Origin of the sequence: Paenibacillus woosongensis (assembly GCF_030122845.1) — a bacterium.
Lineage (GTDB): Bacteria > Bacillota > Bacilli > Paenibacillales > Paenibacillaceae > Fontibacillus > Fontibacillus woosongensis_A.
Map to the genome: position 1 here is coordinate 3,617,510 of NZ_CP126084.1, position 20,450 is coordinate 3,637,959.

The 20,450-nt window shown below is 50.9% G+C and carries 19 protein-coding genes; 7 read left to right on the forward strand and 12 right to left on the reverse strand.

Going from position 1 to position 20,450, the window contains the following annotated elements; genetic code table 11:
* The first annotated feature begins 72 nt into the window (after positions 1–72).
* Genes QNH46_RS16720 through QNH46_RS16735 form a run of 4 tightly spaced genes read left to right on the forward strand, consistent with a single transcriptional unit; the run spans position 73 to position 3,931 of the window.
* On the forward strand, positions 73–921 hold the full coding sequence (locus QNH46_RS16720; protein ID WP_283925270.1) for a sugar phosphate isomerase/epimerase family protein: 849 nt from the start codon (positions 73–75) through the stop codon (positions 919–921).
* A 14-nt stretch (positions 922–935) separates the two neighbouring features.
* Positions 936–2,099, forward strand: coding sequence for a Gfo/Idh/MocA family protein (locus QNH46_RS16725; protein ID WP_283925271.1), 1,164 nt, complete (start codon positions 936–938; stop codon positions 2,097–2,099).
* A gap of 34 nt (positions 2,100–2,133) precedes the next feature.
* Positions 2,134–2,895, forward strand: coding sequence for a sugar phosphate isomerase/epimerase family protein (locus QNH46_RS16730; RefSeq protein WP_283925272.1), 762 nt, complete (start codon positions 2,134–2,136; stop codon positions 2,893–2,895).
* Between the two features lies 1 nt (position 2,896).
* Positions 2,897–3,931 (forward strand): Gfo/Idh/MocA family protein, encoded by a 1,035-nt coding sequence (locus QNH46_RS16735; RefSeq protein ID WP_283925273.1) that lies wholly within the window; start codon positions 2,897–2,899, stop codon positions 3,929–3,931.
* Positions 3,932–4,062: 131 nt separating this feature from the next.
* Here the strand turns inward: QNH46_RS16735 and QNH46_RS24600 are convergent, their stop codons facing one another.
* From QNH46_RS24600 to QNH46_RS16760, 8 genes are read right to left on the reverse strand one after another with little or no spacing between them, the layout of a single operon-like run.
* Complete coding sequence (locus QNH46_RS24600) at positions 4,063–4,491, reverse strand: beta-xylosidase family glycoside hydrolase (protein WP_430691946.1); 429 nt, start codon at positions 4,489–4,491, stop codon at positions 4,063–4,065.
* Positions 4,445–4,783 (reverse strand): hypothetical protein, encoded by a 339-nt coding sequence (locus QNH46_RS24605; RefSeq protein ID WP_430691839.1) that lies wholly within the window; start codon positions 4,781–4,783, stop codon positions 4,445–4,447. Before QNH46_RS24605 ends, QNH46_RS24600 begins: the two co-directional genes overlap by 47 nt.
* Positions 4,731–4,922, reverse strand: a complete 192-nt coding sequence (locus tag QNH46_RS24610) for a hypothetical protein (protein ID WP_430691840.1) — start codon at positions 4,920–4,922, stop codon at positions 4,731–4,733. Before QNH46_RS24610 ends, QNH46_RS24605 begins: the two co-directional genes overlap by 53 nt.
* A gap of 40 nt (positions 4,923–4,962) precedes the next feature.
* Entirely contained in the window at positions 4,963–5,100 is a 138-nt protein-coding gene (locus tag QNH46_RS24615; protein WP_430691841.1) for a hypothetical protein, read from the reverse strand.
* Positions 5,101–5,136: 36 nt separating this feature from the next.
* On the reverse strand, positions 5,137–6,711 hold the full coding sequence (glpK, locus tag QNH46_RS16745) for a glycerol kinase GlpK (RefSeq protein WP_283925274.1): 1,575 nt from the start codon (positions 6,709–6,711) through the stop codon (positions 5,137–5,139).
* 12 nt (positions 6,712–6,723) lie between these two features.
* Entirely contained in the window at positions 6,724–7,662 is a 939-nt protein-coding gene (locus QNH46_RS16750) for a transketolase family protein (protein ID WP_283925275.1), read from the reverse strand.
* Positions 7,663–7,664: 2 nt separating this feature from the next.
* A complete protein-coding gene (locus QNH46_RS16755; RefSeq protein ID WP_283925276.1) occupies positions 7,665–8,510 on the reverse strand; it encodes a transketolase in 846 nt (281 codons plus the stop codon).
* 31 nt (positions 8,511–8,541) lie between these two features.
* On the reverse strand, positions 8,542–9,975 hold the full coding sequence (locus tag QNH46_RS16760; RefSeq protein WP_283925277.1) for an L-fucose/L-arabinose isomerase family protein: 1,434 nt from the start codon (positions 9,973–9,975) through the stop codon (positions 8,542–8,544).
* A gap of 279 nt (positions 9,976–10,254) precedes the next feature.
* Here QNH46_RS16760 and QNH46_RS16765 point away from each other — a divergent pair, with 279 nt between their 5' ends.
* Together QNH46_RS16765 and QNH46_RS16770 are read left to right on the forward strand one after the other, a co-directional pair.
* Positions 10,255–11,292 carry a LacI family DNA-binding transcriptional regulator gene (locus QNH46_RS16765; RefSeq protein ID WP_283925278.1) on the forward strand — a complete coding sequence of 346 codons (1,038 nt, stop codon included), beginning with the start codon at positions 10,255–10,257 and terminating at the stop codon, positions 11,290–11,292.
* Positions 11,293–11,699: 407 nt separating this feature from the next.
* The gene (locus tag QNH46_RS16770) at positions 11,700–12,602 is read left to right on the forward strand and encodes an ArsR/SmtB family transcription factor (protein ID WP_283925279.1); all 903 of its coding nucleotides are present in this window, start codon (positions 11,700–11,702) and stop codon (positions 12,600–12,602) included.
* 91 nt (positions 12,603–12,693) lie between these two features.
* Here QNH46_RS16770 and QNH46_RS16775 read toward each other — a convergent pair whose 3' ends face one another.
* The 3 genes from QNH46_RS16775 to QNH46_RS16785 form a co-directional block, all read right to left on the reverse strand.
* A complete protein-coding gene (locus QNH46_RS16775) occupies positions 12,694–12,975 on the reverse strand; it encodes a DUF6171 family protein (protein ID WP_283925280.1) in 282 nt (93 codons plus the stop codon).
* Positions 12,976–12,980: 5 nt separating this feature from the next.
* A complete protein-coding gene (locus tag QNH46_RS16780) occupies positions 12,981–14,477 on the reverse strand; it encodes an alpha-N-arabinofuranosidase (protein WP_283925281.1) in 1,497 nt (498 codons plus the stop codon).
* Positions 14,478–15,318: 841 nt separating this feature from the next.
* A complete protein-coding gene (locus QNH46_RS16785) occupies positions 15,319–17,607 on the reverse strand; it encodes a glycoside hydrolase family 127 protein (protein WP_283925282.1) in 2,289 nt (762 codons plus the stop codon).
* A 243-nt stretch (positions 17,608–17,850) separates the two neighbouring features.
* Between QNH46_RS16785 and QNH46_RS16790 the strand changes: the two genes are divergently transcribed.
* On the forward strand, positions 17,851–18,696 hold the full coding sequence (locus QNH46_RS16790; protein ID WP_283925283.1) for an AraC family transcriptional regulator: 846 nt from the start codon (positions 17,851–17,853) through the stop codon (positions 18,694–18,696).
* Between the two features lie 205 nt (positions 18,697–18,901).
* Here QNH46_RS16790 and QNH46_RS16795 read toward each other — a convergent pair whose 3' ends face one another.
* A complete protein-coding gene (locus tag QNH46_RS16795) occupies positions 18,902–20,299 on the reverse strand; it encodes a helix-turn-helix domain-containing protein (RefSeq protein WP_283925284.1) in 1,398 nt (465 codons plus the stop codon).
* Positions 20,300–20,450 lie beyond the last annotated feature (151 nt).

Consider the following 20,450-nt stretch of genomic DNA (forward strand, 5'->3'; position numbering starts at 1 on the left):
ATTATCGGGAAGAACTTAGAAAATATTAATGATAAATTGAAATGGAAATCTCCAAGAAGAGGTGAGATCAGAATGGCCAAATTTATGATTTCAGGCTTTGCTGATGAAATCGATGCGGATTTTGAGACGCAATTGAAGGGATTACAGGCACTCGGCATCGATTTTATCGAAGTAAGAGGCGTGAACGGAAAGAACATCTCCATCCTGTCACGCGAAGAAATCGCAGAAGTCAAACATAGACTTGCTCATTACGGGATCAAGGTTTCCTCCATCGGTTCGCCCATCGGCAAAATCAGCATTTCGGACGACTTTGGGGCTCATCTGGATATGGCCAAAAGAGTTTTTGAAACCGCTAACACATTGAATAGTCCATTTGTGCGCATTTTCAGCTTCTATATGCCGGAGGGCAGCGATCCTGCCCTGTACCGGAACGAAGTCACCGAGCGGGTCGGCGCTATTCTGAAGGCCGCTGAGGGTAGCGGATTAACGATCCTCCACGAGAATGAAAAAGATATCTACGGCGACACTCCCGAGCGCTGCCTTGATCTGATGGAGGCCTGCCGGTCGCCGCATTTCGCCAGCGCCTTCGATCCAGCCAACTTTGTGCAATGCGGCTGTGAGGTATACCCGGCAGCCTTCGAACTGCTGGAGCCTTATATCCGGTATGTGCACATCAAGGATGCACTCTACGATGGCAGCAATGTTCCCGCAGGCATGGGAAACGGGCGGGTCGAGGATGTGCTGAGAAGCTTGAAGGCCAGCGGATATGAAGGCTTCCTGTCGCTGGAGCCGCATTTGGGCAGTTTTCAAGGCTTGGCCGAGCTGGAACAAGCTCCGCTGACCGATACGCTAGAAGCTGGCGGGCTTCACACCTTCAGATTAGCTCATTCATCCTTAATATCGATTCTAAACAATATTTAAAGGAGGATATTCTCATGGAAAATGTACGCCTCGGCATCATCGGCATCGGCAATATGGGCATGTCCCACAGCTTGCGGATTCATCAGGAGCACAAGGTACCCGGCATGACGCTTGGCGCAGTATGCGATATTAACCCGGAGCGCAGGGCATGGGCGCAGGATAATCTGCCGGGAGTGGCCGTCTTCGAACATGCAACAGAAATGTACGATAGCGGTCTGATCGATGCCGTTTTAGTCGCCGTCCCTCATTATGATCATCCTTCGCTTGCGATGGAGGCCTTCGCCTGCGGCCTGCATGTGCTTATCGAGAAGCCAGCCGGCGTATACACGAAGCAGGTGCTGGAGATGAACGCGGCCGCGAAACAGTCGGACAAAGTTTTCGGCATCATGTACAATCAGCGGACGAATCCCGTGTACCAGAAAGTGAGGGAACTTGTGCAAAGCGGCGAATTGGGCGAGCTTAAGCGAGTCGTCTGGATCATTACGGACTGGTACCGTCCGCAGGCCTATCATGATTCCGGCTCCTGGCGCTCCACCTGGGAAGGCGAGGGCGGCGGCACGCTAATCAACCAGAACCCGCATAACCTGGATTTGCTCCAGTGGATGCTCGGCATGCCCCGCAGAATCCGCTCCTTCTGCAGCTTCGGCAAATATTACGACATCGAGGTGGAGGACGATGTGACCGCTTATTTGGAATATCCAAACGGAGCAACGGGCGTCTATATCACGTCAACGGGCGAGGCACCAGGCACAAACCGGCTGGAGATTTCCGGGGATATGGGTAAAATCGTCGTCGAGAACAATCGCATCACGTTTGACCGGAACCGCATTTCGGAACGGGAGCACAATCGGATGAACTTGGACCCGTTCCGAAAGCCGGAATGCTGGCGCTGTGAAATACCCGTCTCGGCGAACGGCGGTGAACAGCACATCGGCATTTTTAAAAACTTCGCAAAGGCGGTTCTGCAGGGGGAAAAGCTGCTGGCACCGGGGGAGGATGGCATTCACGGCCTGCTCATTTCCAATGCGATCCATTATTCAACCTGGACGGATGACTGGGCAGAGCTTGACCGCTTTGATCACGAGCATTTCTATGAGCTGCTGCAGGAGAAGATCAAGAGCTCCACGGTGAGAAAGAACGTCATCCAAAAGGTCGTCGACGTGTCGGGAACACACTAGCCTTGACGCCAATGAATAAAAGGAGGTTGCGTAAATGACGAAAATTCTAGGTGCGCAATTATATACAGTTCGGAATTTTGCCGGAACGCCAAATGAGCTTGATGAGACGCTGCAAAAAATTAAAAAAATGGGCTATACGACGATTCAGTTATCCGCGATTTGGCATATCCCTGTCGATGAGCTGGCGGCGATCGCCCGCGGCCATGGTTTGAAAGTTGTGGTCACGCACATCCCTTATGACCGATTCATCAACGATCTGGATGGCGTGATCCATGATCATCATACGCTGGGCTGCGGGCTGGCGGGGCTGGGCGGATTGCCTGCCGAGTATCATAGCGCCGAGGGCTACATCGCCTTCGCCAAGAAATTCTCGGCGATCGCCGATGAATTGGCGCAAAACGGGCTGAAGTTCAGCTACCATAACCATCATTGGGAATTTCAAAGCTATAACGGAAAACTCGGCATGGATGTGCTCATTGAACAGACAAATCCGGAAAACTTCCTATTTACGCTGGACTCTTACTGGGTACAGGTGGGCGGCGGCGATCCTAGCGCCTGGATCCGCAGGCTGAAGAACCGAATCGAGGCCATCCACCTGAAGGATCTGACGATCATCGATTCGCAGCAGATCATGACAGAGATTATGGAAGGCAACCTGAATTGGCCGGAAATTCTACAAGCGTGCGAGGATGCTGGAGTCAAGTGGTATTTGATCGAACGGGATGACGGGCCGACGGACGCGTTCGAAAGCTTGAAAATCAGCTATAACAATTTGCAAAAGTTCGGGTTCTCCTGAGATGAACCGGTTGAATGCCGTCATTGTCGGCTGCGGCGCAATCGGCCCGATTCATGCTGCAGCGGTCAGGCAATCGCAGGCCTCCGAGCTGTTCGGCGCATGCGATATTGTGAAGGAGCGCGCCGAGACGCTATCTGGCAAGGAGGATTGCCGGGTATACACTGATTTTAAGCAGGTCTTGTCCGACCCGGCGGTTCACAGCCTGCATATATGCACCCCGCATCATTTGCATGCAGAAATGGCCATTCAGGCGGCCGAGGCCGGAAAGCATATCGTGCTGGAAAAACCCGTGGCCATGAACGTCGCTGAAGCACGCAAGGTAGCGGATGCTGTGAAAGCTTCCGGTGTGGCCTGCTGCGCGATTCTGCAAAATCGATTGAACCCGTCCATCGAGAAAGCGAAGGAACTGATTGCGGAGGGAGCGCTTGGACGAATGCTCGGCATTAAAGGGTTCCTGACCTGGAGGCGAACAGCGGACTACTACCGGTCCGGCTCCTGGCGCGGGAAATGGGCCACCGAAGGCGGCGGCCTCTTGATCAATCAAGCTGTGCATATGCTGGATTTACTGTACTATCTCGGAGGCGAGATTGAGGCGGTTCAAGGAAATATCGACACGCGAATATTGCAGGACATTATTGAGGTCGAGGATACCGCCGAAGCTACTTTATATTACAAGGACGGCAAGGCCGGAATGTTCTATGCTACGAACGGGCATTCCGAGAACAGCCCCTTTTTTATTGAAATGCATATGGAGAAAGGCTTGCTGCGCTACATGGATCATCAGCTTATGCTGGTCAGCGGCGGGAATGTTCAATGGCTCGAAAGCGATGTATTCAGCACGAATCAACAGCCAGCCGTCGGCAAATCCTATTGGGGGCAAGGCCATGCCAGGCTGATCGACCAATTCTATCGAAAGCTTGCCTACGGCGATGGCAGCTACGTCCCGCTGCAGGAAACCGCCTATTCCATGGGCTTGCTTGATGCCATTTATGCTTCTTCAAGGCATCGTTGCAGGCAAACCGTAGAGCTGTTTTAGCACGAAAAAGCTGCTCCTCGTCTATAAAGTTTGTATAGACTTAGGGCAGCTTTTTACTCTAGCATCCTATTTTTTGCCGGACTCGGATAATGCAAATAAAGCCAGCTTGGCGTAGAAATCCTCCAGCCAGACTACTCCTTGCCCGTATAACGCAAGTAATCGAAATCCGCATGCCGCTGCGTTCCCGACAAATCTTGAGCACATAACCGGTTCCAGCCCTCCGCCGATACAACAGCGCCTTCCGGCTCATCATAATTGCCTTGATCTGATAATGTCAGCGCCACATGCTTGCCAATCGCTTCATCATGACTGACCCGCAAATAGAAATGATCGCGGTCATCGTAGTATATGGTTAATCCGGCCATCTGATTGAAATGCTCCGGCTCGAACTCGACGCAGGTCTCCACCTCGCATACAAAGTGCTCCAGCCGTCTTGCCACCATACTCTGCCTGAACCAGGAGTATAACAATTCGCGGCCGCGCATCCGCAAATACCCTGGACGCTCTGTGAGACTAAGCCATTCTTCGTCCGCGGGAACTCTGAGCGTATGATACTGGATGCCGAGCTCTGCTTCCTCGAAATGATCCGTCTCGGGAAGCGGAGGGAATGGATGAAGCGGAAGATCGGGGAGCTCTACCTCGAGCTGCGGCAAACGTCCGCCTCCGGCGATCCGCAGCCAGCCGTCCTCCGTCCATTCCAGCTTCTGCATGCCTGTCTCCCGGGCCAAGCGGGCACAGCCTGCGTCCCGGCAGAGTGCGTGCGCAAATGAAGGACATATACCATTCTCCATTTTGCGTCTCAACAACCGCGGCATGCCCGGCCTTTTGCAGCGGATAATCCGGATCGTTCACCGTTGTGATGAGCGGGTATTCCGGGGCATACTCGTAAAGCCCTTCGATACGGCGGGAACGTATCCAGCTGAGACACGCGGCTTAGCGGACGCGTCAAAGGCCGCCAATGCGCCAGATCTTTGGAGTGATGAATTTGCACGCCCGGAAACCACTCGAAGGTAGAGGTGGCAAGATAGTAATTATCCCCCCACGCGAATCATCGATGCGTCCGGATTAAATCCCCTGATCACAGGATTGATGATGCTCGTCATTTGCTTGCTCCTTTCAATGAGACCGAATTGATCCATTAAGCTGCTCTTCATGTCACTTGATTTCACTGTATCATGGAGCATTGGGCGGAGGTATGCTGCTTTTTAAGAGCATGGTATGCTTTTTTTAGAACTGGCTTCAGAAGCTTCGGCAGTAGGCGAATGGCCAGCTGTGACACTGTCTTGCAGCACGACGCCGATCGCCCTTTTCCATCCCTCGTAATTTTGCGCCCGCTGCTTCTGATCCATCGAAGGCATGTATATCTCGTAATCTCGCGTTGGCTTGGAAATATCACTGAGCGAATCCCAGATTCCTATGCCAAGCCCGCCCATATAAGCCGAGCCCAAGGCCGACAATTCGGCTACATCCGACTTGGATACCCCGCAGCCCAGCATGTCCGCCTGAAATTGCATGAGCATGGCATTATCGGAAGCTCCCCCGTCGGCACGGAGCATCTTAAGAGGGATTCCTGCCCCCTCTTCAATAAGCTCTATGGCGTCCCGAACCTGGTAAGCAATACTTTCGAGCGCGGCGCGAATAATATGGGGTCTGCCCGTCCCCCGGCTCATCCCGGATATCATCGCCCTGGCCTGCGGCTCCCAGTATGGCGCACCCAGCCCGACAAAGGCCGGAACGAGGTAAACGCCTTCATTATGATGCGACTGAAGCAGCAGCTCCTCCAGCTCGGCAAAAGTATGGAACAAGCCCAAGTTATCGCGAACCCACTTGATCGTGTCCCCCGATGTACGAATGACGGCTTCCAGGGCGTAGGTTACTTTCCCGCCGATGCTCCAGCCGATCGCGAGCACCAGGCCATTCTCTGCGGCGACCGGCTTCTCGCCGATATTCATCAGCACGGATGTCCCCGTGCCATAGGTCGCTTTGGCCATGCCTGTCTCGAAGCAGTGCTGTCCGAACAGAGCAGCCTGCGAATCGCCGATAATCCCGGCAATCGGTATCGGGTAGGACAACAGCTGTGAATCCCTCGCATTCGTTACCCCGAATACCGCATCGGATGACTTCACTTCAGGCAAAAGCTCGATCGGCACGCCGAACAGCTCGCACAGCTCGGCATCCCAGCGCAGCTCGTGGATGTTGAACAGCGACGTTCGGCTCGCATTCGTGTAATCCGTGGCATGAACCGCTCCGCCGCTCAGCTTCCAGAGCAGCCAGCTGTCCATCGTGCCTGCCAGCAAACGTCCCTCTTCCAGCAGGCGGTCGATATAAGGCACCTGCTCCAGCATCCAGCGCCATTTTGCCGCCGAGAAATAAGGATCAAGCATCAGCCCTGTCTTCGCTCTTACGATTTCTTCATAACCCGCTGCCTTTAACGCCTCACAGCGTTCTGCCGTGCGCTGGCATTGCCAGACAATGGCATTGCATACCGGAAGCCCCGTAGCCCGATCCCACATCACCGCCGTTTCGCGTTGATTCGTCAGGGTGAGGGCTGCAAGCCGGCTCGGTCCGATGCCAGCCTGCTGAAGCACGGCCTCGGAAGCGCGCAGCACATTTTCGTAAATTTCCATAGGATCATGCTCCACCCACCCGGGGGAGGGGTAATACTGCTTATGCTCCACCGAGCTTTTGGCAATGATTGCCCCCGCGGAGTCAATGATGAGCGCCTTCGTTCCCGATGTACTCTGATCTATAGTAAGCAAAAATCCTTGTTTGTTCGTCATCGCCCTTGGCTCCTATTGTCCCAGCATGTCCAGCGCCAAGTTCTTGATGTTCTCCGCACTGATCCCGTAATATTCAAAGACTTCCTTCGTTTTTCCGGCAATCGCCGGTTCATCCGGAATGCCCACCAGGCGAAGCGGCACCGGATGATGCTGCACGACAACCTCCGCTACCGCAGCCCCAAGGCCGCCGTGTACGCTATGCTCTTCCACCGTAATAATACGGCCTGTCTCCCTCGCTGCCTTAATGATCGCCTCTTCATCCAGCGGCTTGATCGTATGCATATTGATCACCCGACAGGAAACCCCGGCTTCCTTTAGCTTCACTTCGGCATCCAGCGCAACTCGTACCGTTTCCCCCGCGGCAATCAGCGTAATGTCCGAGCCGTCGCGCATCGTAACAGCTTTGCCGATGACAAAGTCATAATCCGCGGATTCGTAAACATCCTCTACCGGATTTCGCCCGATGCGAACATAGACGCCGCCCTCATAATTCACCAGCGCCTCGGTCATCCGTTTCGTCTCATGACGGTCCGCCGGAAGAATGACCGCGAGGCCGGGGATCGCCCGCGTTACCGCCAAATCCTGCACGGAATGGTGGGACATCCCGAGCGCCCCGTAGCTAATCCCGCCGCTGATTCCGATCAGCTTCACATTCGTTGCCGAATAAGCCACGTCCACTTTAATCTGCTCGATGCTTCGCATCGAGAGGAAGCAGGCGGGGGAAGTAACGAACGGCTTTTTCCCGCTGTGAGCCAGCCCCGCCGATATGCCGACGATGTTCTGCTCCGCGATGCCGACCTCTACGAATTGCTCTGGACAGGCCTGCGCGAACGGTCCCATTGCCGCCGAGCCCCTGGAATCGCTGGCCAGCACCATAATGTCGCGATCGCTCTGCGCCAGCTCCAGCAGCGTATCGCAAATGACTTGACGATTAGCAATTTTGTTCCCCATTGTTATCGAACCTGCCCTTCCTGTTGATAGCCGGCCAGAACCGCGGACAACTCGGCCAATGCCTGCGCAAGCTCCTCATCGCTTGGCACGTGGTGATGCCAATGCGGCACATTTTCGGCAAAGGAAATGCCTTTCGCCTTCACCGTATTGGCTATAATGAGCGTTGGCTTCCCTGGAACGGTCGGAGCTGCCTCCAATGTATCCACGAGCTGCTCCATATCATTGCCGTCGATTGAAATGACGTTCCAGCCAAATGCCGCCCATTTCTCGTCCAGCGGATCGAGGCCCATAACCTCTTCCGTTGAGCCGCTGATTTGCAGCCCATTGCGGTCAATGATGCCAACCAAATTATCGAGCTTGTAATGAGCCCCCGCCATTGCCGCTTCCCAAACGGAGCCTTCCGCCTGCTCCCCGTCGCCCATCAGGCAGAATACCCGGTAGCCGCGTCCATCACGCTTGGAGGCCAGCGCCATGCCCACCGAGATCGCCAGGCCATGCCCCAGGGCTCCCGTATTCATCTCGATTCCCGGCACTTTATTGTTCGGATGACCGATTAACCGCGTTCCAAACTGCGAGAACGTCTCTAATTCTTCTTTTGGGAAAAATCCTCTATCCGCCAAAATACACCACAAGGATTCTACCGCATGACCTTTGCTCGCTATAAAACGATCGCGACCCTCCCATTTCGGACGAGCCGGGTCGAGGTTCATGACTCGATAATAAAGTGCCGTCAAAATATCAGCGTTGCTTAGCGATCCGCCGGTATGTCCCGCCTTGGCTCCATGAATCATCCGGAGCAGATCCATGCGTATTTGCGCCGCCTTCGCTTTCAATTCAATAATTTCCATCTTCACCGCCGCCTCCTTGTTTCATGATGTTTTATAAATTCGAACCGCGCAGCCAGGCTTGAATTTGCTGTTCTGTCGGATCGACGGGATCCGCCGTCAAGCCGGGAATATAGTTGCAGGCCTCATATAAAGCCGGGATAACGTTGGCATGTATACCTACCGAATGATGCACATAAGGGCCTTTGACCAGCTTTTCTTCCCATAATGGCCAATCGTTCACTTCTACCCACACGTAGGAACCGCGCGTATATGGCCCCTGAATACCGCGGGCCTTGCCGAGGAACAGCTGATATTCCCCATGATCCCCATCGAATCTGGCCAGCGTCATGCCGCCGCCTTTGATTTCGCCTTCATGCGTCCCCGGGGCATGATCATCAAACAGGAAATGCCGGGACAGCTTCGGCCGCTCCTCCACAGACAGCGATACCGGAAAATTGCCGCAATGGAACAATAGCTCACCGTTCTCATTCTCTGGATGACGAATTGTCAGGTCAGCAAAAAAAGTCGGCAGCTGATTCATCGCTGCAGCCTGCACCATCACCGAGGTGATGGCCCCATGGATATCCGTCTCGCAAGTCACCGGAATTTGCTCGTCAGTCAGAATGGCATTGGCCAGGCAAGGCATGATGCCCATGGCTTCCTGCAAGGCAGACCAACATTGAATAGCAATCGCCGAGCATCCGTTCTGCACCGCGTACTGCTTCATCGCCACCTTCAAAGCAGCAATCCGCCGAACGTCTTCCTCGGTCACCTCCGACCAATCCAGCTTCGCTTTAATATAATCGATCGCCTCTGCCAGCTCGGAGCTGCTGCCTTTCTCGATCTGCTTTGAAGCTCTTTGAATGTCGATCAAAGTGATCGGATGAAGCTCGATGCCGAACCGTTCCAGCAATTCGCCTTCATTGCATATCATCGTCCAGAACGATGTTGGTCTAGGGCCAATCTGCAAAATTCGCAGATTGCGGAACTGCTTCACCACGTTCGCAGCGGCTACGAAATTCGTAAACCCCCGCTCAAATACCGGAGAATCGACCCGGCTGTTCGTCACATACGTAAACGGCACATTAAAACGACGCAGAACCTTTCCTGTCGCAAACAGCCCGCACTGCGTATCACGCAGGCGCATGCCGTCCTCCAGCGGCGCTTCGTCGCGCGGCCCCCACAGCAGCACTGGCTTGCCCAGCGCTTTGCCTACCCTCGCCACCGTATCCTCCGTCCCGAAATTACAATGCGGAAAAAAGACGGCATCGACATTTTCGCGCTTGAACCGCTCTACAATTCTGTCCGCAGCGATATGATCGTCGTACAGCAGCCCTTCTTCATTGATTCCCTCCAGATCGACGAGCTCTAGATCCATTCCGAAACTTTGGATTTTTTCCTTAATCATTACTTTGTACTTGAACGCATCCTCCGCACTGAACGTAAAACGACGTGTAGGGGCATATCCCAATTTCAATTTCTTCATCCGGCTCACTCCTCAGGTATTGTCAAACTAAACAAACTAAACAATTTTCAATTCTTTGACTAAACAAAAATAGATAAAGTTTAGTCGTTTTCCATCGCTATGAGTTAAAATTACCACCAGTTTAGGAATTAGTCAACGATATTCACTGAGTTTTAGTTGATTTTAAGTTTATTTAACTAAACATTTAAGTTTACAACTATGCTCACCTTGATAATTTTTTTAGAGATGTGTAAACTAAACCTACTAAACAATTGATTGGGAATGGAGAGATTCTGAACTGTGAGAATGGAGGATATCGCCAAAATCGCCGGGGTTTCCAAAGCGGCCGTATCATTTGCGCTAAGCGGAAAGCCGGGCATCAGCGCGGAAACCCGCGAGCGGATATTGCAAATCGCCAAAGAGCACGGATATTCCCCTAAATCCAAATCGGCAGCGCCCGAGCAGACGCTCAAAACGTTACTCTTTTTGGCATTCGCCAATTCCGGCATCGTGCTTGAACAATATTATCAACAGCCCTTTTTTCGCGAGCTGATTCAATACATCGAGGAACGATGCCGGAGCTACGGTTATTCGCTCATGTTCTCTTCGGTAGAGCCGGAGCATTATGTCGAGGAAATCAAAACTATCGTGGAGGAAAAAAGAAGCGACGGCGTCATTCTGCTTGGAACGAACCTGAGTCAAGTACAAATAGCGGCAATAGCGAATGAGTTGACTGCTCCGCTCGTCGTGCTCGATACCTGCTACGAGACGCTTCCGGTTCACTTCATCGAAATCAATAATGTCATGGGCGCTTATCAGGCAGGCGTTCATCTGGCCGAGTTAGGACATCACAATATCGGCTACATTGCCTCCAACGTGAGAATCCATAATTTCGAAGACCGCAAGCGGGGTTTCCTCGCCGCTCTTCGGGATCACCAACTGAAGGTGGCCGAGGACGGCTTCTTTGCCGTAGCCCCCACGATCCTATCCTCCCAGGATGAATTAAAAAGTCAGCTGTCCGCCTACCTGGCCTCTGGAAAGCCTATGCCGACAGCCTTGTTCTGCGAGTGTGACTATATTGCTATCAGCGCCATCAAGACGTTAGGCGAGCTCAACTATCGGATTCCGGAGGACGTGTCGGTCGTCGGATTCGATAATATCTCGGAAGCGCGGATCGTCTCGCCGGAGCTGTCCACCGTCCATGTCGAGAAGGAACGGATGGCTCAACTCGCCGTCGACCTCATGATTCAATCGATCGAATCCCCCCAGCCCGTGAAGACGAAGGTCAAGGTAGATACCCAATTTATTCCGCGCGGGTCCTCGAGCCAAAATGAATAGCATCGGATAGCCGGGTATCTCTCCTAACAGGGTGTCCCGCACAGGAACATAAAACTTGAAGGCGAACTACAACAGAAAGGACGGCCAATGGCCGTCCTTTTAGACTTAACATTTACCCGCTTAAACCATATTGCTGCCGATAAACATCTCTGCATAGCTTCAACATTTTAACTACCACAAATAAAGATCGTTGCCCTTCAGCTTGAATATCGCTTCCATGAAGTAAAAATCACCGTAAATAATCGCATGATGATGTGTATCGCTATGATAGGCGGTCATGGAGGGGAGCGGCGGACTTTCCTAATCGGGCGGTATCTACTACAATAGAACTAGACATATTTAAATAACATAATCCTTAATCGCATAATATATGTATAAATAAAAAATGGTGGAGGCTATATTCTCAAATGAAGCTAAATCTTACGGCACAATCGCTGCCTGTATATGAGGCATTATCCAGCGCAGTCCGGCTGAACATCATGAACCTGCTGGCTGAGCGGCCGATGAATATTAAGGAGCTTGCTGAAGCGCTCGGGCTAAGCAGCGCCATCATGACGATGCACGTACGCAAGCTTGAAGGTGCGGGGCTGGTGTCCAGCGAAATGGCTCCCGGGCGGAACGGTTTGCAGAAAATTTGCTCGCTTGCCGTCGACAGCATCGAAATCGTCATCCCCCGCAAGAAGAAAGACGAATTAAAATGCCATCGTACGGAAATTCCGGTCGGACATTACTCGGACTTCATGATCGAGCCGACATGCGGCCTCGCTACGGTTGATCATATTATCGGCAGCTTTGATGACCCAAGGCATTTCTGGGATCAGGAACGGATCAATGCCGGCGTGCTCTGGTTCGGCAAAGGCTTCATCGAATATAAAATCCCGAATTTCCTGCTGTCGAGCCAACGGCCGGAGGAGCTGGTCATTACGATGGAAATTGCCTCCGAAGCGCCCGATACGAACAACAACTGGCCTTCCGACATTACCTTCACCTTTAACGGAGTCAATCTGGGCTACTGGACAAGCCCCGGCGATTATGGCGACAGCCGCGGCAAATATACGCCGAGCTGGTGGCATAACAAAACGAATCAATACGGCCTGCTAAAAAAACTGCGCATTACCCGTGAGGGTACGTTCATGGACGGCCTCAAATTGTCCGATATCACCTTGGATGATGTCGGTATTCTGGACAAGCAGTGGACCTTCAAATTATCCGTGGAAGACGACGCCGTTCACGTCGGAGGCCTTACTTTATTCGGCAAAGGCTTCGGCAACTACAACGATCATTTACTGTTCGAGCTCTATTACAGCTGATATACAGAAAATTTCTGAAACGACGTCTGCCGCAAACCAATGACAAAAGAAGCCTGAAATATCTTCAGGCTTCTTTTGTCATTGGTTACAGCTACACTGCTTCCTCATGATAGGCTCCCCACCGGCTTTGACCCGGCAAGGCGCATTCCCGCACCTTCAGCTTGGCTACAACGGGAATGATACAGCCGCAGACGAGGCAGGTCGTTCCGTCCTGCAGCTTGGGACAGGAGCGGCATAACTCCAGCCGCTGCTCATAAATTTCATCCGGAACGCAGCGTTCCGGTGCAAAGGCGGAGGAGGCCAGAATGCGCTGAATCTGCTCCTCCGTTACTTTATACTCCTCCCGGCAGCCTTTACAGGATGACGTCGCCATATCGCTTAAGCCTTGGGAGTCAATGCCAGCACGGCAACAGACATCGGCGGCAGCTCAGCTGTCACCACTCCGCCCTCTACCGTAAAGCTATGGAATGCCTGCGGTGCTACTGTATCCGGGGCTGCGAACGTATTGTGAGCGTCTATCGTATCCCCCGCCAGCACCGTTCCTGTTACCTCGAAGGATTGCCCGCCCCAGCCGCGTACATCTACCGGAACAACCGCCTTCTCGGCATGGTTCGTGTTGCAGAGACTGATATGAACCACTCCGTCGGCATTGATCGAGGCCGAGCCAGTCACGGCCGGAATCTCCCGTCCATCGTAGCTGTATGCTCCGCCGTCCACCTCAAGATCGATCCGTTCAGCATCCTGGTGAACCTTGAACATATCGAACACATGATATGTAGGCGTAAGCACCATTTTCTCCCCTTCGGTCAGGATTACCGACTGGAGCACGTTCACCGTCTGGGCGATATTCGCCATGCGAACGCGTTCGTTATGTTTATGGAAAATATTGAACGTCAAACCGGCTACCAGTGCATCACGAATTGTATTTTGCTGATACAGGAAGCCCGGATTCGTGCCCGGCTCAACGTTGTACCAGGTTCCCCATTCGTCGACGATCAGCCCTACGCGCTTCTCAGGATCATATTTATCCATGATGACGCTATGCTTCGTAATGAGTTCATCCATCCGCAGCGCCTTCTCCAGTGTTTTGAACCACTCGCTCGTCTCAAAGCCCGTAGCTGGTCCTTTATCCTCCCAGGTATCCCCCGGCACCGTATAGTAGTGCAGCGTGAGTGAGTCCATGAACCGCGAAGCTTCCCGCATCAGAACCTCTGTCCAGTTATAATCGTCTACGTTTGGCCCGCAGGCGATCCGGTGGATTTTATTATCGTCATAGTTACGGACGTATGTCTGATAACGGCGATAGAGATCCGCGTAGTATTCCGGACGCATATTTCCGCCGCAGCCCCAGTTCTCGTTGCCGACGCCGAAGTACGTTACCTTCCAAGGTTCCTGGCGGCCGTTGGCCTGACGCAGCTCGGACATCGGCGATACGCCGCCAAAGGTTAAATACTCCACCCATTCGGACATTTCCTGGACGGTACCGCTCCCCACATTTCCGTTAATGTATGGCTCGCACCCGAGCATATCGCACAGCATCATGAACTCATGAGTACCGAAATGGTTGTTCTCGACTACACCGCCCCAGTGCGTGTTGATCATTCTTTTGCGTTCTTCCCTAGGGCCGATGCCGTCCTTCCAATGATATTCATCGGCAAAACAGCCGCCCGGCCAGCGGAGCACCGGAATGTTAATCTGCTTAAGCGCTTGCACGACATCATTTCTAATACCGTTCGTATTCGGAATCGGGGAATCCTCGCCCACCCAAATCCCTTCATAGATACAACGGCCCAAATGCTCGGAGAAATGACCGTAAATATTGCGGTTAATAGTGCCTCTACGGAGGTCGACATTCAAAATTGCCCGGTTTGCCATGGAAACAACCGCCTTTCAATTAATAATTATATTAATCAATTAATGCTTACACAAACATTATAGGCATGTTCTGATTCTTTCGTCAACCGGTTGTATAATCAAAATCGGCAGGCGGGCTCGCTCGCGCTGTATCCACCTGAACTAACTGGATTTCATGCGTACACGGGTACACGGCTCCTAATAAAAGGGGAGTCTTGCGCCCTTAAATTACTGGTTTATGAGCAGGTGGTCAGGATCAGGTAACTAGATGTATTTCATACAGTTAGTTCATCGGTTTTGGCCGTGTTAGCGGGAACTAACTGCAAAACCTACATTTAGTTTTAGGCTATTTCGACGATTTAGCTCCAATCAGGCCAACTAGCTGCATGTTTTGCATTTAGCGTATGTTTTCTTAATAAAAGTGCTTATCTAACTGTATAAAATACATCTCGCTTTTACAGACAATGGCCCAATTTGTGAGGGATTTATTTAGTGATATATACCATGGTTGGGACAGAGATCCCATATTTAAGGGGCCGAGCCATTTACACATAACATTGCCGCCTTCCACCATCCCAGCCCATAATTTTGATTCCAATCCAGTTCATTGGTCATCCCGCACCCCGCCCGCGTCAGACTCCCCTAATTAAAGTCCAGCAAACACAGCTAGGCTAGTTTAGTCAGCAAATACTAAACGGCCCAAAATGGCTAGTTATCCCCTACTTAAACCGGGTTTATTGGTCGATTTAACGCAGCTGCATTAGAATGAATGTTACCCTTCGTTTAATGTCCTTCTCCCCATATAAAAAAGCGATTTTAGGGCCGGGCTGATCTCAGCTCCCTAAAATCGCTTAAAGCTTAACTATTCATCCTCGATCGGTCTCATCGTCCGAAGTACACCGTATATTCCGTTCAAGTCGCCTTCGGGAACGAACTTGAATTCTATTTCCCGCTGTCCCTGAACAAGCTCGGACGGGATCGGGTACTGCTTCGTGAAAAATTCCCGTTTGCGCTCTAACGGCGTTCTCTCTTTGGCCAGCAGCGTACCGTTAGCGTAAATATTCATGACGCGGTTATGGTTGATGGAGAAATACGTGACCTGGAGCAGGTTGCCGGCTTCCGGATCAACGGCAAGCTTATAGCTGAACCAGCCGCCCCCCGCATGCGCTAGCCGTCCGTTGAGGCCGTCCCATGCGCCGCCAAAGGTCTCCTCTCCCTTAATCCCATGCTCCAGCTCGTATTGATCGTTGCCGACCTGCACGCTGTCGATGGTCGCTTCTTTGATCAGCTGCTCCCGGCGCCCCCGCTCTAAATGCTGCTTCAATTCGTCCGAATCTGCAGCTACGATGTTCCAGTAGATACCGTATCGCTCGCGATGTTGCTTGTAATGCGGCGTAAATAAGAGGCGATCGTCTTCGTCCGTGTTTCGCAGCTCGAATACGAGCTCATGGCCTCGTTTTACAAGATGGTTCTCCATATTGCTCAACCATTCCTCCGGCGTCATTTCCTTGGGAATAATGAAGTCTTTCACGAGCATTTTACGGGTTGGCACGCTCACCATGATCCCGGTTGCCGCCTGCGTCATATCTTCCGTACCCAGCCCTGCGCTCAGCACGACAGGACCGTATTGAAAGCCGACGGCATTCTCGTTGTCCGGCAGCCTGGAGACGAGCACCTTCATCGGCAGTGTCATCGTCAGCACGTCGCCATCCCCCCAGTCCCGGTCGATCACGATATACTGCTGCTCAGAATTCCACTGCACCGCTAACCCATTCAGCTTCACCTCCATTTGGCCCGCTACCCAATACGGAATCCGCAAACGCAAATCCAGCCGCTTCCTGCGGCCATTCTCGATCTCAAAGGCGAACGAAACCTCCTCGGACTCCGGGAGTTCTGCATGCTGGATCAGCTTGACCCCTTGCTCGGCCCAATCCAGCTTGGAGCTGAAATATTGATTAACATACAGCGTGTTTCCGCTATGAAAATAAATACTGTCATTCAGCTTCGTGAAGCTCTCCATCCCCGTGCCTGTGCAGCACCAGAAATGCTCGAAGGGAGAGCTGTATATTTTGAAATACCCGGTCGCCATCGGCTGAAAATACATCGTCATTCCCGTCTCCGGATTTTGCGAGGACAAAATCGCATTCACATAATTCCGCTCGTAGAAATCGCTGTATTTCACATCGCCTGTCAGCTTGAACAGCTCGCGCGTCAGCTTAAGCATGTTATAGCTGTTGCAGGTCTCGCAGGTAACATCAGAACGCTTGCTGTTCAGAATGTCCGGCTCTCCGAAGTGCTCGCACTCGCTGTTGCCGCCGGTTATATAACTGTGATGATACACCACCATGTCCCAGAAATTTTGTGCAGCCTCCAGGTAGAAGCGCTCACTATCGCCCAAAACGAGATATCGGTTCAGCGCACCCAGAAACTTCGGAATCGTCGTATTGGCATGCTTGCCGCACAGAATGTCCTGTCCCTGCTGGATCGCTTCGAATAACGGAAGCTCGTCGAATTTATGGGCCGCCTCCAGATGCTTCTCATCCCCGGAAATTTTATATAGATCGTATAAACAATCGTTCATGCCCCCATATTCTACGGCAAGCACAGTAGCTTGAAGTTCGTCGCTCCAGCGGGACGTTCGCGAGGCCACCCAATCCCCCAGCTTGATGACCGTATCGTAAGCGGTACGAGATCCCGTAGCGTGATATACAGCGATCAGCCCGGCGATAATTTTGTGCATCGTATACCAGGGCACCCAGGCCGGCTGCCGCTGCTCGATGTTGTCGATCAGCTGCTCGGGGAACGCCGACAAATACCCGCTCTCGAATTGGCATTCCGCCAGCTCGGACATCATATATTCCAGCTTCTGCAGCAGGGCTGCGTCCTTCGTATTCTCATAGGCTTGCGAACAGGCCGTCAGGAAATGGCCCAGCGTATGGCCGCGAATTTCGGTGTCTTCCCAGCCGGGATATTTCTGCGCCTTAGGCTGCAAGCCCCGGTTCTCGCGGAAGCCAGCCAGCAGCCGGTCTACATCATAGCTATGCAAATATTGCAGCTCTTTCGTAAAGGCGTTAACATGATAGTCCCCAGTCAATACGACCTGCTCCAGCCGAAAATCCTCAAGTGCATTGCCCCGTATGATCGTCTTCATCTTCTAACCCTCTCTCGCCTCAAAATAACCGCTAATTTCAGATTAGCGATTGAGGATGGGCTGGAAAATAGCAAAACGTTCGAATCCATGTAAAAAGGTCAGATTTTTATTTTTTGCTGTAGGAATACTCCATGGGAAATGATATCGTAACAATAGAGGACGATTGCTTTCTAATCGTTCAATTCCACTGAAACAGCTTTACGATCAGTGTTAAAAGGTCAGAAGTAGAGGAGGAACTCCCGCATGAACGGCTATCTGTTTCATGTAGACCAACCGCTGCATATGACGATGACAGGCAAGTTCGCTTCCCCTTCGCCGGATTGGATTCATTTGAGCCGGGTGCTGATGGATTACGAATTGTTCGTGCAGACGAAGGGAGTGTTATATATCGCGGATGAGGAGGAGCAGTACGTGCTGGAGGAGGGCGACTTCCTGCTGATGCCTCCCCGCGCCAGGCAGTATGGGTATCGCGCCTCCGATTGCAGTTTCTATTGGCTGCATTTTATTCCGTCTGGCGGTGGAGCCGATGTCCAGGTCATGGATACGACCCAGCATGTACATCAGGCCGGAAGCATCGTTATTCCCCGCAAAGGAACACTGCGCAGCGCAGATAAAATGATCGTCCTGATGAAACAACTGCAGGATGCCGTCCGCAACTACCGCGAACAGACGCTGAGCAACTACATGACGACGACGATTCTCTGCGAGCTGTACAACCAGCTGTTTCACCCGAATCGCAAGATAAAGCAGCATCAGCTCTATAATGACATCGTCGACTATATCCAATGGCATCGTTACGAGCCGCTTAAGGTTTCCCAAATCGCCGATCATTTCGGCTACAACGTGAAATATTTGTCTCACCTGTTCTCCAGTATCGCCGGAGTATCATTGAAGCAGTTTATTTTGCAGCAAAAAATCGCAGCCGCCTCCTTCCTGCTTACGGACACGAACCAAACCATTAACGAAATTGCAATGCAGCTGAGCTATCACGACAGCCATCACTTTATGAAATCCTTCAAGCAAATGACAGGCCTAACCCCGACGGAATACCGGAACGCGTACGCGAACCGGCTGTTGTTTTATGAGTGAGGATTTTAAAGGGAATTAAATAAGTACTGATCCAGACTATGTAATAGAGTGTTATATGCAAAAAGCTGACTAACGGCATTTCCCCGCTTAGCCAGCTTTTTATATGTAGCCTCAGTACAAATCAAACTAGTAACCAATTCCGTGTTCTAATGTCTTTATAGGCTTGGAGTAACTTGCACTCTCTCCTAAGAGTCCTGACCCAAAACTAACAACTAGAAATAAAACCATAATCCACTTCTTCATTCTTTAACACATCCTTCATTAATTTCTTGAATTCCCCGATTTGCTCGTCTGTAGCAAATGCCCTGTACATCTCAAATATTGGAAGTAATTTCATGAAGTATTCACGATTGTTTAAATCAATAGCATATTTAATGCTAGATATTGTTTTCTCCAATCCCTCTTTAAAATCCTTTTTTCTAAAATAATATAATGATAAATGGTAACTTAACCTTAAATATCTGTTTCTAGTTACTACATTATTATAATAATTACCAAGTTGTTCAGATAACTCTATATCTATATTGAACTGTTCAAAAACATCATCTATAAAAAAACCATGTATATTCGAAGCTTCAACAATAACCCTCAATGCAGGTAGTATTTCATAAGGATGCTTTTTTACTGATTCAATATACTCAGGAATAATGGATTGATCTCCAAGTAATACCTTTAAGTTATATGTATTCAACTTAGCAAATAACTTAAACTTCTCCACCTCTTTCTTTCCTAGCTCGTCAAGACCAACAAACCAGCTTAAATCAGCATAACAGTCTATATATTTCTGAATTTCTTCGTATCTTTTTTGAAATTGTAGTGAAACGCCCTTAATTAAATAACCTTGTCCATAATATGAAACTAAATGTCTCTCAGCTCTATAATGAAATGTCTTGGATTGACGATATGTTCTCTCATAATGCTCATATACCGTCCTCGCAAGATTAATTAACTCATCAGCATATATTTCAGTCAATTCCCATTTTTGCATTGTAAAATAAACATTCGTTAAATGTAGAAGTCCATCAAGCAGATAATCCTCAGGTAAACGATTCAGGTACAACTCAAATCGCGTAGCGGCAATCAAATTAGCTTCCGTATCATCCCCCAAAGATAACCGAAACAACCTATAATGGCTGATGGCCAACCGCTCGGAATGCTGATACTTCTCACTCTCAATCACAACATTGTAAAATAAGCGGGATTCCTCGCGCAGCCCTTTCTCGTAAAGCTCCTCGCCAATTTCAAAAATCATCGGGATATAGCTCAAATTTTCTACGATGCGATCAAGCACCTCTTGAATGCATTCGGTCTGTCCCACTTCGGCGCAACGGAGCAGAAAGGCCTTGACTCTTCTGCGGTTCGGTTGATCCGAATCCACGCATTCATTGACGTATAACGGATAATAGTGCCCTTCCGGCTGTTCCAGGGCTTCCGTTATTAAATCCAGTTGCCGGATGGCAATCGGCTTGGGAGGGTTACCGTTGAGAATGGCGCTGAGTGTCCCGCGATTTATTCCCGAGCGGCTGGCAAAGCTGCTCAAAGAGTAGCCTCTGCGCTCAAGCTCTTGTTCGATAACAGAACGGATCGTGGGTTCATTCGTCATTCAGGCTCCTCCTTCCTATGTATCAGCTTACAATTACAAAAAATATAGCTATATTATTTAATCTCCTATATTTTTACACATTATACGAAAATATGAACTGGTGGTCAATTAAATTTTTTATTTGTTTCATATTTTATTGAAATTCTTTTAA